This window comes from Halomonas sp. 111, from assembly GCF_052379685.1.
GTDB lineage: Bacteria > Pseudomonadota > Gammaproteobacteria > Pseudomonadales > Halomonadaceae > Vreelandella > Vreelandella citrativorans.
This window is the reverse complement of record NZ_JBQSYV010000001.1, coordinates 278,098-294,177: the sequence shown is the minus strand read 5'-3', so window position 1 is coordinate 294,177 and position 16,080 is coordinate 278,098. Positions and strand designations below refer to the sequence as shown.

Sequence of the window (16,080 nt, the reverse complement as noted above, 5' to 3'; positions counted from 1 at the left end):
GCTGTATGTTAATAAAGGTTAAATATTGTTTAAGATAGCGTGTGGTGTGCTAACTATATTTTGAATTTGCTCGTGGTTAGATAATTTAAATGTAGTGATTAAATAAAATTCAACGTCAATGTGTGTGGTAAAGTCATTATCCTAGCTAGGCGTCTATGACAGAGGACGTTGCGATGTTTTATCTGAGTTTAAGTTAGTTTTTTCCTCATTTCTGCTAGTAATCAAGCGCTTTTATGAAGCTGGTAGCTTGATATAAAACATGATTGTGAGAAAGAAACCTGAATCTCAAAATAGCGTTGAATTTAAGTGCTGAGTAGTCGCAGTATAAGATGGAAAAGGTATACTACAAAATCGATTTCTCTTTTGATATTAGATAGTATAAGTCGTATGTTCTAATAGACCCCTTGAGTAGGTAAACGCCTGTTGAAAGGATAGCAGGTCTCCTATGACTGCTGGAAAAAAGTCTAGAGCTAATGCCTTATATCAGCCGACCATAACAAATGTTTTACGTTGAACACGATAAGGAAACAGTACGGTAGCATGGAGAAAAAATTCTTCACTGGACATCCTTATAAAGCCTAATAGTACTTATAGAACTTTGTTTGTACGATATAGTACAAACAGGTAAATAAATGGAAAGGATCGTTGATATGATCAAACAGACACCTGGTACGGCGTCATTTAAGGTCAATAAAGTCGCTCAGCAGGGCAGTTTGTCTGTTCATGTGGCGGATCAGTTAGAGGCGCTTATCACACAAGGCAAGGTGGCGGTAGGCGATAAACTGCCAACAGAAAATAGCCTTTGTGAATCCTTTGGTGTAAGCCGTACCGTTATCCGAGAAGCCATTACTCATCTAAAATCATTAGGGTTGGTAGAAACCCGACGTGGTGTAGGTACGTCCGTTCTGCGTTCTTCTAAATTGAAGGCGCTTCCAGCAGAGCGTATCAATCCCACTACGGTGGAAGATATTTTGCATCTTTTGGAGCTGCGCTTAACATTGGAGCCTGCGGCTGCCGAGTTGGCAGCCCTGCGCTACGATGAGGAAGACCGGCAGCGCTTGGAATTCCAACACCAAGCGTTTGCCAATGCTTATGAAACCAAGTCCCAGGCTCGGGAAGAAGACTATCTATTTCATTTTGCAATTGCTACGGCGACTAAAAACCCTTTTTTTCAATCGTTCTATGAGCAGTGGAGTCAAAGCGTGATTCCACGAGCCAAGCTTCTGAGTAATGATATTAATCCGCTTTCTTCTCAGCGCTATCTGGAGCGGGTGCAAGAGGAGCATGTCCAAATTCTCAATGCTATTTTATGCCGTGATGGCAATGCCGCACGAGAAATGATGCGTCAGCATCTTGGCCGGGCTCGAGATACCTATGCCCAGTATCGTGATTTAAAATAGTGCAGAGCATATCTATCGGCTCTTTCTATCTCACTCTATGGGCTGCAACTATGTGGCGTAACTGCCAGCGCGCCCATGGCAAGTGTCTATCCTTTACTGGGGCAGCGTTATGGTATGGGGAACGTGGCTGCCGGTGCATTGATGGCGAGCACGCTCATGTCCTTTGTCACCATCAGCGCCATCGTTGGGTTGATGACCTATTCTGATGTGTTGCCTTGATTGCCATTGGCGGCAATAAACGCTTTGGCTCTTGGATCCTGCAGATAGGCGATATTCAGGCGCAGCCATGACGTTGTTTGATTGTCAGGGAAAAACAAGTGGCTGGGCGATAGCATAATGTCAAAACGGCGTGCGCTTTCCATTAGTGCTTCCTTCTCCACCGGCGATTTAGCCCATACAAACATGCCGCCTGCCGGTTCAGTGAATACCTCCCAACCGACTTGCTTGAGCTGTGTAAGCGCCAGTGCCATCTGGTTGGAGAGCCGGGTTCTTAAGCGTTCAGTGAGCTTTCGATAGCTGCCGTTTTGAAGCAGCGTGATCAGCACCTGCTCAGCAAAGCGCGAGGAGGAAATGCTGGTTAACATCTTGATATCCACAAGCCATTGCACTAGTGAAGGCGGGGCGGCTATAAAGCCGACCCGCAGCGATGAGGTGAGCGTTTTGGAAAAGCTGGACAGGTAAATAACTCGTTTAAGACCATCCAGTGCGGCGAGCCGTGTGGTCGGGGTGTGCTGAAAGTCAGCGTAGATATCGTCTTCTATAATCGTGAAATCGTACTGCTCGGCGAGCTGTAAAACGCGATGTGCAATCGCCGGTGTGAGCGTACTGCCGGTAGGGTTTTGAAACACGCTGTTCACGTAAAAAAGCTTGGGACGGTACTCTGCTAAGAGGGCTTCCAAACGGTTAATATCCGGCCCATCAGCAAGGCGCGGTATTCCTATCACGCGAACGCGCTGTAAATGCAGCAAGCCGAATAGGTTGTAATAGCCCGGCGATTCCACAAACACCACGTCGCCGGGTTCAAGCAGCATTCTCACCAATAAATCCAGTGAATGGCTGCCGCCGCTGGTCATGACAATTTGCTCAGCACTTGCTGATATTGCGAGGGGGCGCAAGCGCTCCTGGATCAAGCTGCGAAGCTCCTGCAGTCCTTGGGGCGTGCTGTATTCAAAAATTCCTGATTGGCTTTTACGCGCCACTTGGCGAATGGCGTAGGTCAGGTCTTCACTCTCGCGCCAAGCATTAGGCAACCACCCGCAGCCCAGTTTTAACGAGTGCTCATTAGCGCTAAAAAGCCCCCACAGCCCATTGGTAACTTCTTGAAGAGGGATAGAGGCTAACGATGGTTGGGGGGTAACGGCAGTGCCATCAGCGATAAAGAATCCGGAGCCGGGTCTTGAGCGAATCAGGCCAATAGCCACCAACCGTTCGTAGGCGTCAATAACCGCATTACGGCTAATATCGAGCTCTGCCGCTAGGCGGCGTATGGAAGGTAAGCGACGCCCGCCCGCTCCATTCTCTTGAATCCAATGGCGAATACTCTCTTCAAGCTGCTGCGCAATTGGGGAAGCGGCATGTCGGTCGAGCTGAAGTTTCATAAACATCTCTGCTGCCGGCCACTGTTCTCAAAAATGCAGGAACAGTGCTTGGGTAATGATGGGTAAGTGTACCTTACCTCTAGGCGGGAAGGATGCGAGCGTAATGGCTTAACCCATGCCCCGTTTAGGAAAAAAGATGGACCGATATAACGCGCCCCGGTTGGCTTTTGCACTATGTATGATTACCACTGCGGTTAATTTACAGGCACCGCTTTACGATATCCTGGCGGCGAAAGCAGGCGTCGGCGTGGGCGCAGCCACTCTCGCGTTTGCCTGTTACGTCGCGGGTGTCATGCCGGTATTGCTGGGGCTTAATGGGCTGGCGGATCGGGTGGGTCCTAAACCGCTAATCATTGTCGCACTTCTGCTCTGTTTAAGTGCCACTGCGCTAACCCTATTAATGCCTGGCTTGATAACGCTGGGGGCTGCGCGCTTTTTATTAGGCGTTGGTACCGGGCTGACCTCAGCCGTCGCGCCTGGATATATGCATCGGTTACTTAATAGTGACGACAGTCGCATGGCAACGACGTACGTAACGTCCAGTACAGCACTTGGGTTCGGTTTGGGTGCGGCGGTTACCAGTTTGTTTATTCTCCATACGCCCAGTGTGACGCCGCCAAGCCTATGGCTGTATCTGGGCGTAGGCACCATTGCGTTAGTTGCAGTGATGCCACTAAAAAATATCGCACCTGCTGCTACCCAAAGTGCGATGTGGCGACTGCCAGGTTATCCGCCGGGAACACTGAGCTTTGGGCTGGCCATTTTACTTGCATGGGCAACCGTAGGGTTGGTGATTGCTGTATTGCCCTCTACGTTAAGCCAGCACGGTTTAACACCCTGGAGTGGTTTTGCCACGTTTGGCATTTGCAGCTGCGGAGTACTGTTTCAGCCTTGGGCACGCGCCTTGGTGCCCGTGAAGGCCACGATGCTGGGGTTGATGATTTTACCTCTCGCCTACGGATTAATTGCCTGGGGCGCCCTTCAGGGAAGCCTGGTAGCTGTGTTACTGGGAGCAGTTGCGGCCAGCAGCGCCTGCTATGGGTTTATCTATTTGGGTGGCTTAAGCGGAGTGCTAGCCATTGCTGGCCCGTCTTCTACCCAGGCAAGCGCTGGCTATTTTTTGATGGCGTATGTGGGATTTAGCCTCCCGGTAATGACAACGGGCGCCCTTGTTGATTCAGTCGGGCATGTAGCCGCATTGACGCTATTTGGCGTGGCGTTACTGGTGGGCGTCATTGCCACGGTTAGTTTGCTGCTCATCGGCCGGAACAAGCCTTCCAAGCGGTTGACGGCCATTCGCCAGCCATAAATCGTGCGCTTTGCTTACGTGTGTCGCTCAATCAGCAACCCACAAGAGGGCGCTGCCCACAGCGTGTCTGCGGTAAACACCACATCGCACACGACCGGTGCATAGCAGCGCCGCACCTGCTCATCAATCCGTGCGCGTAGGTCATCCTGAGCGGTTAACGACGTGGTGACGCCTTCATCAGGCAGCACCACGTGCACCATAACGTAAAGCAGGCGCCCTGGGCGTACCATACGCACACGGACTTCTTGGGTATGCGTTTCTGCCAGTGCCCGGGAAATAGCGTCGCGCACAGGGGCAGCAATGGCTTCTTCGGGCGTTTTATTGAGTAACTCCTTCAGCGCTTGGGAGGCCATGCGTACAGGCACGCCCAAGCACAGCACAACGACCGCAATAACCAGTACCGAATCGATATACGGCACTAGCGTGTTCAAATTTAACTGCTCAAGGAGTACTACCAGGCAAAATGCCGCGAGAACTGCTGCGGAAATCACGCTATTGACGATCCAGTTGAGTTTGTCGGCCGCGATCAGAGGGCTTGCGGTATAGCGTTGGCTGCGGTGCATTACCCAAGCGGTCAGCGAGCAGGCAAGCGTGGCAAACAGGGCATAGATGACCGCAAGGCCCGCTGCAATCTCTCGCCCGCCAGAGAGGAGTGCGACAATGGCATCGACCAAAGCAAAGATGGAAACACCCAGAATTAATAACCCTTTACACAGGTTAACCAGCGACTCGAAGTAACTGTATCCAAATGGATAAGATTCACTATCAGGACGGCTGGCTAATTTACTCACCTTGATCGTCACTAAAGCTACACTAAAGTAGATTAGGTTAAATAACCCATCGAGCAAAATAGCCTGGGAATTGGAGGCGAGTGTAGCGGTAATTCCGGCACAGCCAATCAAGAGCGCCATAAAGGCGGAAAATGCCAGTGTACGCGTTTCTGTTTTCATGGATATTTGGCCCCACCGCCAGTGATATAACCCGCAAGCATAGCAACATTTTTCATCTTTGAACCAACGAAAGCTATGCATTAAGGCCACAAAGGCGAGTGACAAAGTACTCACAAAGAGAAGGACGTTATGCGTCATGCCAAGGACTTAACCTTTTCGCTATTAACCCCTGAAGACGCTGTCGACCTGTTGGCGTTTGAAACCGCCGAACGTGCCTGGTTTGAGCAGCATATTGAAGCGCGTTATAGGCATTTTTATACGCCTCAAGGCGTCTCACAGCATATTGTTGAGTGCCTTTCCTTGAATGCCCAGCGTCGAATGAGCCCGCTGTTGATACGCAAGAGAGGAATGCTTATCGGCCGCGCCAATTTGCGCGATATTGACGAACACCAAGCGAAGGTAGGTTATCGCATTGCAAAAAGTGCCTGTGGTCAAGGAGTTGCTTATAGGGCGCTTAAGCATCTAATGGAGGAAGCGCGCGGTGTCTATGGTCTCACTACGCTAACGGCGATTGTTTCTGTCGAGAACGATGCCTCTCAGCATGTGTTGCAGAAAGCCAGCTTCGATGCCATGGATATCTTGCCAGCGCACTCCCAAGTGGCCGACAAGCGCGTTGATTGCCTGGTATATCAGTGTGCCTTGAAGGCAGTCTGCTGAAAGCGGCGTTATAAAGCCCAGCAATGCTCTGTGCTGCGTACCTTGGTAACGTTAAAAAGCGTGTACTACCTTGAAGGCATGCCGTTGATCAATACGCAGCCAATCAGGAGGGGCTAACGATGCCAGTGTTAAGCGCGGGTACAGAACAGGGAACGCCGGTAGAGATTTATTACGAGGTATACGGTGCAGGCAAACCTGTGGTGCTTATCCATGGATGGCCATTAAGCGGTCGTTCCTGGGAAAAGCAGGTACCAGCGCTAGTGAAGGCGGGTTATAAAGTCATTACCTATGATCGCCGCGGGTTTGGCAAGTCGACTCAGGTAGATGGTGGTTACAATTACAATACACTTGCGAGTGACCTGAAAAAGCTGATTGATAAGCTTGATCTCCACGATGCCACGCTAGTGGGTTTTTCCATGGGCGGTGGCGAAGTGGTCCGCTATCTTGGAAGTTACGGCACTAGCCGCGTGACAAAATGCGTATTTGCCGCTGCCGTTCCGCCGTATCTTTATAAGGCAGACGACAACCCGGAGGGTGGGTTGGATGACGCGACCATTAACGGGTTTTTGGAAGGTGTTCGCGGTGACCGGATCGCTTTTCTGGAAGACTTCACCAAAGATTTTTTCTCAACCTCTGATAACAGCGATTTGATCAGTGAGCCCAATCGGCTCTATCATCGCGATATCGCCGCCTTTGCCTCGCCGCTAGCCACCTATGAGTGTATTAAAGCGTTTAGCTATACCGACTTTCGCAAAGACCTGCCCAAAATCGATGTGCCTACATTGATACTCCATGGCGACGGCGATCAGATTGTTCCATTTGAGGTCAGCGGGAAACGCGTCGCCGAGCTTTTACCCAAGTCCCAAACGCATGTTATTAAAGGCGGACCGCATGCGATTAACACAACCCACGCTGACGAGTTTAATAAAGCGCTGATCGATTTTCTTAATGCTTAACGGTTAATGGTTGTAAAGCGCTTCTAACGCCGCCTATCAGGCGGCGTTTTCGTTGGGAAAACCAACAGGAGATTTCTTCAAAACAGAAAATCGGCTAAAACACTATATTGTATTTTTGGTTAATAAAGTGCAATTATGGCGCCTGAGATCGACTCATCAGTTAATAACGACAATCGTCAGATACGGCGGCATGAACTATGCACAAGCTTGAGAAGCTAACCCACTACACGCATGGCTATTTGACGTTCAAGGGCCATGATTACGCGATTATCGAACTGCCCAAATTACTCGGCGAGACGCTTCACAAGCTGCCCTATGTGCTGCGCCTTCTGCTTGAAAATATTATGCGTAATACGACGGGGGAGGAGCGCAAGCGCAGTGCTCAAGCGCTGTTGAGGTGGCTGGAAAACGGCACGAGCAGTGATGAAATCGCCTTTCAGCCGGGGCGGATATTGATGCACGATACAACGAGTACACCTGCGTTAGTGGATATTGCCGCTATGCGTGACGCGATACGTGAGGCAGGGGGTGACCCTGAAGTGCTTAAACCGCATTTACCGGTAGATGTTTCAGTAGATCATTCGCTTGCTGTAGAGGTGTTCGCCAGCAGCAGCGCCTCAGAAGACAACCTTCAGCATGAAATGCGCCGTAACCACGAGCGGTATCGTTTTTTACGCTGGGCCTCTAGTGCACTTGAAGGCGTGACCATTCATCCGCCGGGCACCGGTATTATGCATACGCTTAACCTTGAGCAACTGGCCACCGTCGTAACCACTCAAGAGCGTGGCAGCGAACGCTGGATGGTGCCCGATACGATGATAGGTACTGATAGCCATACGCCAATGATTAACGGCATTGGTGTATTGGGCTGGGGAGTAGGTGGCCTGGAGGCGGAAACGGTAATGTTTGGTGTCCCCACCATGCTACGCATTCCCGACGTGGTGGGGGTTAAGTTGACAGGCACACTGGCGCCGCAAGCACAGGCCACCGACTTGGCGCTGATAGTTACTCAGCGCTTGAGGGCGCTAAACGTAACGGGCAAGTTCGTTGAGTTTTTTGGGCCGGGCGTGGGCACCTTAACGGCCGGTGATCGTGCTGTCGTGGCTAATATGGCGCCTGAGTACGGTGCCACTACTGGTTTTTTTGCGGTGGATGAGCAAACCCTGCGCTATCTTGACCAAACAGGGCGTTCAAGAGAAGCCGTTGAACGGGTAAAGCACTACTGCAAAGCGACAGGGCTTTGGTTTGAAGCCGATGAGCAGCCTACCTATACACAGTGTATAGAGATTGATTTAAGCGGTATTGGTGTACAGGTCGCCGGGCCTACGCGACCCCAGGATGTGCATGACTACACCGATGTGGGAGAAGTGTTGTCACAGCTTGAATTTACGCCAAGTGCAGCACCTCACCGCGCAGTTTCAAACCTGCCCCGCCACCCCGTAGCGATTGCTGCCATTACTAGCTGCACCAACACGAGCGATCCACGCCTTATTATCACCGCAGGGCTATTGGCCAGAAAGGCTCGCCGCTATGGATTAACACCGCCTGCTTGGGTAAAAACCTCGCTTGCTCCAGGCTCACCAGCAGCCGCTACCTATCTCAAACGGGCAGGGCTAATGGAAGATCTGGCCGCTATCGGTTTTGATATCGTCGGGTATGGGTGTACTACCTGTATCGGTAACTCGGGGCCATTGCCCCCAGGGATCAGGCAGGCACAGGAAGCAGGCAACTGCCGTGCAGTAGCGATGCTGTCGGGGAATCGAAACTTCCCAGGACGCGTGCACCCAGATCTTGACCTGGGGTTTATCATGTCGCCTGCGCTGGTCGTGGGTTTTGCCTTGGCCGGTAATGCCGAGCATGATTTCAAAAAGCCACTGGCGGAGTATGAAGGTAGGAGTATCTACCTGCGTGACCTATGGCCTGCCAGGGAAGACGTCGATGCCGCGTTAGCCGAGGCGCTGAACGCTGCCGATTTTGCAAAAGATTTCAAACAGGCAAGCCGTAACACCCGTTGGGAGGCTCTGGATGCGCCTAAAACAGCGACCTTCCCATGGGAGGAAGCCTCTAACACGCTGCGCCGCCCACCGTTTGCTGCGGTATCCGAGGGCAGTCAGCTAGGCCATTACACTGCTTACCCGCTGCTGATAGTCGGTGATGATGTCACGACCGACCATATCTCACCTGCCAGCGCCATTCCGGCTGATAGCCGTGTCGCTGACTATCTGGTTGAGCGTGGTGAACGTCGTGACGATCTGAACGTTTTTGCCTCGCGCCGGGGCAATTGGGAGGTCATGGTAAGGGCCGCCTTCCACAGCAAGACGTTAAAAAACTATCTTGCCCCTGGTGCGCCGGTTGCACACACGCGTCATCTACCCAGCGGCGATGTTATGCCTCTTTTTGAGGCAGCCAGGCGCTACCGTGAAGCCAATGAATCCGTTGTGATCGTCGCGGGTGAGCGCTACGGTATGGGGTCATCGCGAGACTGGGCTGCAAAAGGTCAGCGGTTGCTGGGCGTTCGTGCGGTGCTCGCCACAAGTTTTGAGCGTATTCACCGCTCAAACCTGATCGGCATGGGAATTTTGCCGCTGAGCTTACCCGCGGGCGTTAGCTCAACCACGCTGAATATTGAGCCGGGTGATCAAATCGAGATTCAGGCGCAGGCCGATACGCTAACCCCTCGCGCTCGGATTACGGTTAATATTTTCAGAGAGCAAGGCGAGGTAGAGACGCTAATGGCTATCGCCCAGGTCGATACGCAGGCAGAAATTGCACTGCTTAAAGAAGGCGGCGTTATTCCCTCGCTACTGAAAAAAACATTGGCCTGAGTAATACTGGCCAAGCCTTTCATAAGGAAAGTGATAAGTGAACGATATTGACCGGTTAAGAGATCTAATGGCGCCCACCGGCGTGTTGCGCACCACTATTAACGTGGGTAACCCCATTTTGGCCGGGCTCGATGCCGATCAGCAGCCCTATGGTGTTTCGGTTGATTTGGCAAAGATGATCGCGCACCGGCTGGGCGTTGAGCTTGAGCTTCAAGTATATGCCTCCGCCGGTGAGGCCGTTGCCGTTGTCAGCGATGAAAAGGCCGATATGGGTTTTTTTGCGCTAGACCCCAAGCGTGCTGAAAGTATTCAATTTACCGCGCCCTATGTGCTGATTGAAGGCTGCTATCTGGTACGCGAGGACTCGCCAATTACTGATCAGCAAGAGGCTGACCGCCATGGTCAGAAGATCGTGGTTGGTAAGGGCAGTGCTTATGATCTTTACCTTAGCTGCGCTATTCAACACGCCGAGCTGGTTAGAGCACCTACTTCTCCGAAAGTGGTGGCGTTTTTTATTGAACACAAGCTGGATATCGCCGCAGGCGTGAAGCAGCAGCTGGAAGCGGGTATTGAGGAGTTTGGTGGTTTGCGGCTGTTGCCTGGGCACTTTATGACGATCCAGCAGGCGATGGGCGTTCCGAAAAACCGGCCTCAGGAAGCCGCCGCTTTTCTATCCGCGTTTATTGAAGAGGCAAAAGCGGAAGGAGAGGTCGCTCGCTTGTTAGCCAAGCATAATATTCAGGGTGCCTCGATCGCGCCAAGCGCTTAAAGGATGGGTCGTGGTTAATAGTGCATCACCTCTTACCGCTGAGCGTTTGGCAAAGCGTATTCACACGTTGATTAATGAAGAGGCTATACCCGTAGGGAGCCACCTGACGGAGGCGAGCTATGTAACGAAATTGAAGGTCTCGCGGACGCCCATTCGTGCGGCCTTCCAGCTTTTGGAAGAGCAGGGGGTGGTGAAGCGCCAGCCTAATCGCGGCTTCTTTTTAGTGGATACCAAGCGTGGGCTTTTTGCCGATGCTGACGAGCCGCTAGAGCAAGGCTCTTCAATCTCGCCACTGTGTTTTACGATTGGCGTCGATTATTTAAATAATCAGATTGCCGGAAAAATTACCGAGGCGGAACTTGCCAAAACATACACGCTTGGTCGCAGCACGATTCTTCAAGCGATGCATGCCATGGAAGCCGAAGGCTGGGTGTCCAGGCTGTTGGGCTATGGCTGGGAATTTAATGAGTTCTTAACCTCTCAGGCAACGTATGATCAGTGTTTTCGTTTTCGGTTACTAATTGAGCCCGCCGCGTTAAGAGAGCCTGGCTACCAGATTAATAAGAAAGTCTTCAAGCAGTTAAGGGAATCGTTAACGGAGGCCGTGTCTGAAGAAGGAAACACGATCTCTGAGCGTCAAATGTATATAAACGGCACCTACTTCCATGAAAGCATCGTTAATGGCTCAAATAACCAGTTTCTGATTGAGAGCCTTAAACGCGCTAACCGGTTGCGTCGCCTGATTGAATACCACGTTTATGCCCGGCGCGAATCGCCCGTGCCCGAGTATAAAGAGCATTTGGCGATTCTTGACCTGCTGGAGGCGGGAGATAATCAACAAGCGGCTGTTTATCTAACGGAACACCTGGAGCGCACGCGTCAGGAAAAAATGCGCATTGCCCAAGGTATTTTTGCCCGTTAACGGCACGGCAGAGAAAGATGAAGCTGCTTCTTGCATGGGCATCATCGCCTATGTGGCTGATTCCTCAATCCACACATCAGCTCCTTTAAAGCTCACCTTCCAGGTAGCTAGCGTGACGCTGCCGTCTTCCACGCACTGGCCATCTTCCAAACGAAAGTGCTGCTTGTAAATGGGGGAAGCCACCACGGCGGCGCCCTTTATATCGCCCACAATTCCGTGGGCAATCACATTGGCGTTGGAAAACGGGTCGTGGTGATCAATCGCGTAAAGCTCACGCTCAAAGCCCGGCAAGTAAAATAGCGCGACTTGCGTCGGCCCCTGTGGCGTTTCAAGCCACGCAGCAACCCCGGAAAACGCGACCAGGTCGGCTTTACTGCACAGTTTCTGGCCGGTCGGTGCCTTTCTGCTTTGTGTAACTGTTGCTTGCTTCATTGCGGTAGCGGTCATGGAGTAGCCCCTTTAAAGTGATGTCGATTAGTCTTTGTACGAAAACTGCTTGCGCTCGACCATACGGCGTTAAAAATCAGCTCAAAATACTCATTTACACTCGTAAACTCCGTTTTTTCGCTAATTTTTGCCTTGTCTGGTCTTCGCTCAGCGACTTTTCGTAACAAACCCTAGGCAGGCCGTAGCTGGCCGCGCTCACTGGTCATGATGATCGATGGATCTGGGCGGCTGTCGTTGACGTAGCTTCTAAAGCGCTTGAGCTTATCCGGGTCACTGATGGCGCCCGCCCATTCGCACTGATAGTTATCCACCACGGCTTGCATTTGGCGCTCGAGTTCCTCGCCCATGCCCAGGCGGTCGTCGAGAATTACCTCTTTCAGATACTCCAGCCCGCCTTCCAGGTTTTCCCGCCATACCGAGGTGCGCTGTAAACGATCCGCCGTGCGCACGTAGAACATCAGGAAGCGGTCGATGGTGCGGTAGAGGGCTTCATCGTCAAGATCGGTGGCAAACAGCTCCGCATGGCGTGGGCGCATGCCGCCGTTGCCGCACACGTAGAGGTTCCAGCCGTTTTCGGTGGCTATAATCCCGATATCCTTGCTTTGCGCTTCGGCGCACTCACGGGTACAGCCTGATACGCCAAACTTGATCTTGTGAGGTGCACGAAGGCCCTTGTAGCGGTTCTCAAGTTTGATCGCCATGCCCACGCTGTCCTGCACGCCGTAACGACACCAGGTGCTGCCCACACAGGATTTCACCGTACGCAGCGACTTGCCGTAGGCGTGACCGGTTTCAAAGCCGGCTTCGATCAGCTCGCCCCAGATCTCAGGCAGGTCTTCCAGGCGGGCGCCGAAAAGATCAATCCGCTGGCCGCCAGTGATCTTGCTATAAAGGCCATACTTTTGCGCTACCTGACCCAGCACCACCAGTTTATCCGGTGTGATTTCCCCGCCTGCGATGCGCGGTACCACCGAGTAGGTGCCGTTTTTCTGCATATTGGCCATGAAGGTATCGTTGGTATCCTGAAGCGGGATATGCGCAGTATCGGTAATCGGCTCGTTAAAGCAGGAGGCGAGAATAGAACCGACCGCAGGCTTGCAGATATCGCAGCCCAAGTGGTGGGTGCTAGGCGCGCCGTGCTTTTCGATCAACTCGCTGAAGGTCTTGATGCCCTCCACGCGCACGATGTCGTAAAGCTCTTGGCGGGTGTGCTGAAAGTGCTCGCAAATCGACTTGTCTACCTCAACGCCGCGTGCGGCCAGCTCATGATCCACCACGCTTTTCAAAAGCGACGCGCAGCCACCGCAGCCGGTGCTGGCGCGGGTGTCACCTTTCACGGATGCCAAGTCGCTGGCGCCTGCGTCAATGGCCGCGCAAATGCTGGCCTTGGTGACGTTATGGCAGGAGCAGATCATCGCTGTTTCCGGCAGGGCATCCGGGCCAAGTGCCGGGGCGGCGCCGCTTTGCGGTAAAATCAATGAGGCGGGCTCTTTGGGCAGCTCGATACCGTTGGCGTAGTACTGAAGCAGGGTGTCGTAGACGCTGTTATCGCCCACCAGCATGGCGCCCAGGAGCTTCTTGCCGTCGCTTGAGACCACCATCTTGCGGTAAATCTGGGTAAGTGGGTCAAGGTAGCGAAACATCCGCGCGCCGGGGTTTTGGTTGCCATGGGCATCGCCAATCGAGCCGACATCCACGCCTAACAGCTTGAGCTTGGTGCTCATATCAGCACCGGTAAAAGAAGCGTCGCCACCGGTGAGCGTCGAAAGCGCTGTCTTGGCCATCTGATAGCCAGGCGCCACCAGGCCAAAAATGCTCTGATTCCACAGCGCCACTTCGCCAATGGCTAAAATCGCCGGGTCGCTGGTTTGGCACTGATCGTTGATCACTACGCCGCCGCGCTCGCCGATTTCCAGGCCACACTCCCGGGCCAACTGATCACGCGGGCGAATACCCGCCGAGAACACGATCAGGTCGGTTTCCAGTATTTTGTCATCCTGAAAGACCATGCGATGGCGGCTGGTTGCGCCATCTTCAATGCGCTGAGTGGCCCGCTCGGTGAGTACCTGAACACCCAGCGCTTCGATCTTTTCGCGCAGCAGCTCGCCGCCCTCGCTATCCACCTGCATGGGCATCAGACGTGGGGCGAACTCGATCACCGCGGTTTCCAGATTTAAACCGCGCAGCGCGTTAGCTGCTTCCAGACCCAACAGGCCGCCGCCCACCACAACGCCGGTGGCCGCACTTTGCGCCGCCTCGCGGATGGCGTCCAGGTCGTCCAGCGTGCGATAGACTAGGCAGCCTTCGCGATCGTTACCGGGAATGGGCGGCACGAACGGGTAGGAGCCGGTGGCCATTACCAGCTGATCATAGGCGTAATGGCCGCGCTCGGTGGCTAGCGTTTTTGCCGCGCGGTCGATGGAGACCACCGCTTCGCTGCTGTTGAATGTCACGCCATGGCTTGCGTAGTAGTCGCCATCGCACAGGGCCAGCGCTTCGGCGTCGCGGCCCTTGAAGTATTCAGAAAGGTGCACGCGATCATAAGCACGGTGGCGCTCTTCGCCAAACACGGTGACGCTCATCTGCGACAAGGCGCCGTTTTCAACCAACTGTTCGACCAGGTGGTGGCCGACCATACCGTTACCAATAATAATTACGTTGCGTTTAGAGGTGGTGGACATGGCTAAGCTGCCTCCAGCGTCGATGAGGGAGTGGGTGGGGTATCAAGAAGCAGGGCGTTGGCATCGGCTTCACCGAACAGCAACGCTTGGCGGCAGGCGCCTAGATTGGTTTTGGCCAGCGCTTGGGCGAAATACCAGGGACCGGAATGGGTATCGCCATACAGCACCGCGCCTTCAAGTCTTTCGTTACGCAGTAACAAACGGCGGTAATCACCGCTTTCCGGGTCGCTGTAATGCAGTACTTCGTGTTCTGGCGCAGCCTCGGTGGGGCCAAACGCGTAAAGGGCCACGCCGCTGATTTTAAGCTTGGTGGCGGTCGGCGCCTCACTATAGCGGGCGCTGCCATCGCCACACAGCGTGTTGGCTAACACATCTACTTGGCGCCAGATTGGCTCGACCAGGCCGTAGGTGTGCTGCTCGAACTGGCAGCACTCACCCAATGCGTGAATACGCGGGTCTGAGGTGGTGAGCGTGTCATCAACCATGATGGCGCGCTGCGTTGCCAGGCCTGCCAGATGGCCCAGTTCTGCGTTAGGTGTAATACCGGTTGCCACGATGACGCTCTGAGCAGGCAGACGCTGGCCATCCCCGAGTACAACAGCGGCTAAGTTGCCTGCGCCATCGTCTTCAAAATGGCGGATGCGCGCATTGGTTAAGATGGTCAAGCCACGCAGGGTAAGCGTCGTTTCAAGCAGCCCAGCGGCCATGCTATCCAGCTGACGATTCATCAATCGCTCGCTGCGCTGTAGAACGCTGACGCTGGCACCCCGCTTGCGAAGCCCTTCGGCGGCCTCCAGGCCCAACAAACCGCCGCCGATTACGACACATTCGCCGCCCTGTAGGGCAAGCGTTGCGAGCGTGTCGGCATCTTGCAGGGTACGAAACCCATACACGCCGTTAAGGCCAATGCCGGGAACCTCGGGCAGCGTTGGGCGTGAGCCGGTGGTAATCACCAAGCGGTCATAGGTCAGCGTGCGGCAGGTAGTGACAACACGCTGCTCTTCGCGGTTGATCTCCAGCACGCATTCATTCAGGTGGAGGGTGATACCTTGCTTGGCGTACCACTGCGCATCCCGCAAGGTGAGGGCGCTAGGCGGCATTTCATCGGCGAGCAGTGGCGATAGCAGTATCCGGTTATAAGCGGGAGATGCTTCTGCACCAATCACCGTTATCTGCTGGGGTCGGTGAGGCAATTTAACGACCGCCTCTAGCAGACGCTGGCTCGCCATGCCGTTGCCGATAATGACCAAGTGATCATCAGACGAGCACCGAGAGATAGCGATCATAGGTTGCTCCTTACAGTTTAGCGCTTGGCTACAAATGCCTATCCACAAATACTCGGCAGCGCTGAAGAAAAGCCAATAAAAAAAGCCCCTGAGTCAGCGTCCCGGGCAAGTGGATTACCAGGAAAACCGTATCAGGGGCTTCGTTGCCCGGTAGCTGAGGCCAAACCCGTTTGTTGGGTTTCGCACAGAGCAGCCACCGTTGGCTGCCCGCTAAGCTTAAATTTATCTAACCAGTACAGGGCAATTAATCAGCCAAATATCGTTAATTATTTATTTTTAT

Annotated in this window: 13 protein-coding genes; 8 read left to right on the top strand and 5 right to left on the bottom strand. The window is 53.3% G+C overall.

Annotated elements, in window-relative coordinates:
- Positions 1-650 precede the first annotated feature (650 nt).
- Together ACT3T7_RS01385 and ACT3T7_RS01380 are read left to right on the top strand one after the other, a co-directional pair.
- Positions 651-1,400 carry a FadR/GntR family transcriptional regulator gene (locus tag ACT3T7_RS01385; protein ID WP_172118067.1) on the top strand — a complete coding sequence of 250 codons (750 nt, stop codon included), beginning with the start codon at positions 651-653 and terminating at the stop codon, positions 1,398-1,400.
- Positions 1,401-1,475: 75 nt separating this feature from the next.
- On the top strand, positions 1,476-1,619 hold the full coding sequence (locus ACT3T7_RS01380) for a hypothetical protein (RefSeq protein WP_444629840.1): 144 nt from the start codon (positions 1,476-1,478) through the stop codon (positions 1,617-1,619).
- On the opposite strand, the gene ACT3T7_RS01375 is transcribed toward ACT3T7_RS01380, so the two are convergent.
- The gene (locus tag ACT3T7_RS01375) at positions 1,598-2,998 is read right to left on the bottom strand and encodes an aminotransferase-like domain-containing protein (protein ID WP_444629839.1); all 1,401 of its coding nucleotides are present in this window, start codon (positions 2,996-2,998) and stop codon (positions 1,598-1,600) included. The two genes, ACT3T7_RS01380 and ACT3T7_RS01375, sit on opposite strands and share 22 nt — an antisense overlap.
- 136 nt (positions 2,999-3,134) lie before the next feature.
- Between ACT3T7_RS01375 and ACT3T7_RS01370 the strand changes: the two genes are divergently transcribed.
- Complete coding sequence (locus tag ACT3T7_RS01370; protein ID WP_444629838.1) at positions 3,135-4,307, top strand: MFS transporter; 1,173 nt, start codon at positions 3,135-3,137, stop codon at positions 4,305-4,307.
- Positions 4,308-4,321: 14 nt separating this feature from the next.
- On the opposite strand, the gene ACT3T7_RS01365 is transcribed toward ACT3T7_RS01370, so the two are convergent.
- Complete coding sequence (locus tag ACT3T7_RS01365) at positions 4,322-5,257, bottom strand: cation diffusion facilitator family transporter (protein ID WP_444629837.1); 936 nt, start codon at positions 5,255-5,257, stop codon at positions 4,322-4,324.
- 129 nt (positions 5,258-5,386) lie between these two features.
- On the opposite strand from ACT3T7_RS01365, the gene ACT3T7_RS01360 reads away from it, so the two are divergent.
- The 5 genes from ACT3T7_RS01360 (at position 5,387) to ACT3T7_RS01340 (ending at position 11,386) form a co-directional block, all read left to right on the top strand.
- A complete protein-coding gene (locus ACT3T7_RS01360; RefSeq protein ID WP_444629836.1) occupies positions 5,387-5,914 on the top strand; it encodes a GNAT family N-acetyltransferase in 528 nt (175 codons plus the stop codon).
- 119 nt (positions 5,915-6,033) lie between these two features.
- Entirely contained in the window at positions 6,034-6,870 is an 837-nt protein-coding gene (locus ACT3T7_RS01355; protein WP_444629835.1) for an alpha/beta fold hydrolase, read from the top strand.
- A gap of 197 nt (positions 6,871-7,067) precedes the next feature.
- Entirely contained in the window at positions 7,068-9,695 is a 2,628-nt protein-coding gene (acnA, locus tag ACT3T7_RS01350; protein ID WP_444629834.1) for an aconitate hydratase AcnA, read from the top strand.
- Positions 9,696-9,732: 37 nt separating this feature from the next.
- Positions 9,733-10,464 carry an ABC transporter substrate-binding protein gene (locus tag ACT3T7_RS01345; RefSeq protein WP_444629833.1) on the top strand — a complete coding sequence of 244 codons (732 nt, stop codon included), beginning with the start codon at positions 9,733-9,735 and terminating at the stop codon, positions 10,462-10,464.
- A gap of 10 nt (positions 10,465-10,474) precedes the next feature.
- Positions 10,475-11,386 carry a GntR family transcriptional regulator gene (locus ACT3T7_RS01340; RefSeq protein ID WP_444629832.1) on the top strand — a complete coding sequence of 304 codons (912 nt, stop codon included), beginning with the start codon at positions 10,475-10,477 and terminating at the stop codon, positions 11,384-11,386.
- 48 nt (positions 11,387-11,434) lie between these two features.
- Here ACT3T7_RS01340 and nirD read toward each other — a convergent pair whose 3' ends face one another.
- From nirD to ACT3T7_RS01325, 3 genes are all read right to left on the bottom strand, one after another.
- Positions 11,435-11,833: a nitrite reductase small subunit NirD gene (gene nirD / locus ACT3T7_RS01335; protein WP_444629831.1), complete on the bottom strand. Its 399-nt coding sequence runs from the start codon at positions 11,831-11,833 to the stop codon at positions 11,435-11,437.
- A 170-nt stretch (positions 11,834-12,003) separates the two neighbouring features.
- Positions 12,004-14,514, bottom strand: coding sequence for a nitrite reductase large subunit NirB (gene nirB, locus ACT3T7_RS01330; RefSeq protein WP_444629830.1), 2,511 nt, complete (start codon positions 14,512-14,514; stop codon positions 12,004-12,006).
- Positions 14,515-14,516: 2 nt separating this feature from the next.
- Positions 14,517-15,800: an NAD(P)/FAD-dependent oxidoreductase gene (locus ACT3T7_RS01325; protein ID WP_444629829.1), complete on the bottom strand. Its 1,284-nt coding sequence runs from the start codon at positions 15,798-15,800 to the stop codon at positions 14,517-14,519.
- Positions 15,801-16,080 lie beyond the last annotated feature (280 nt).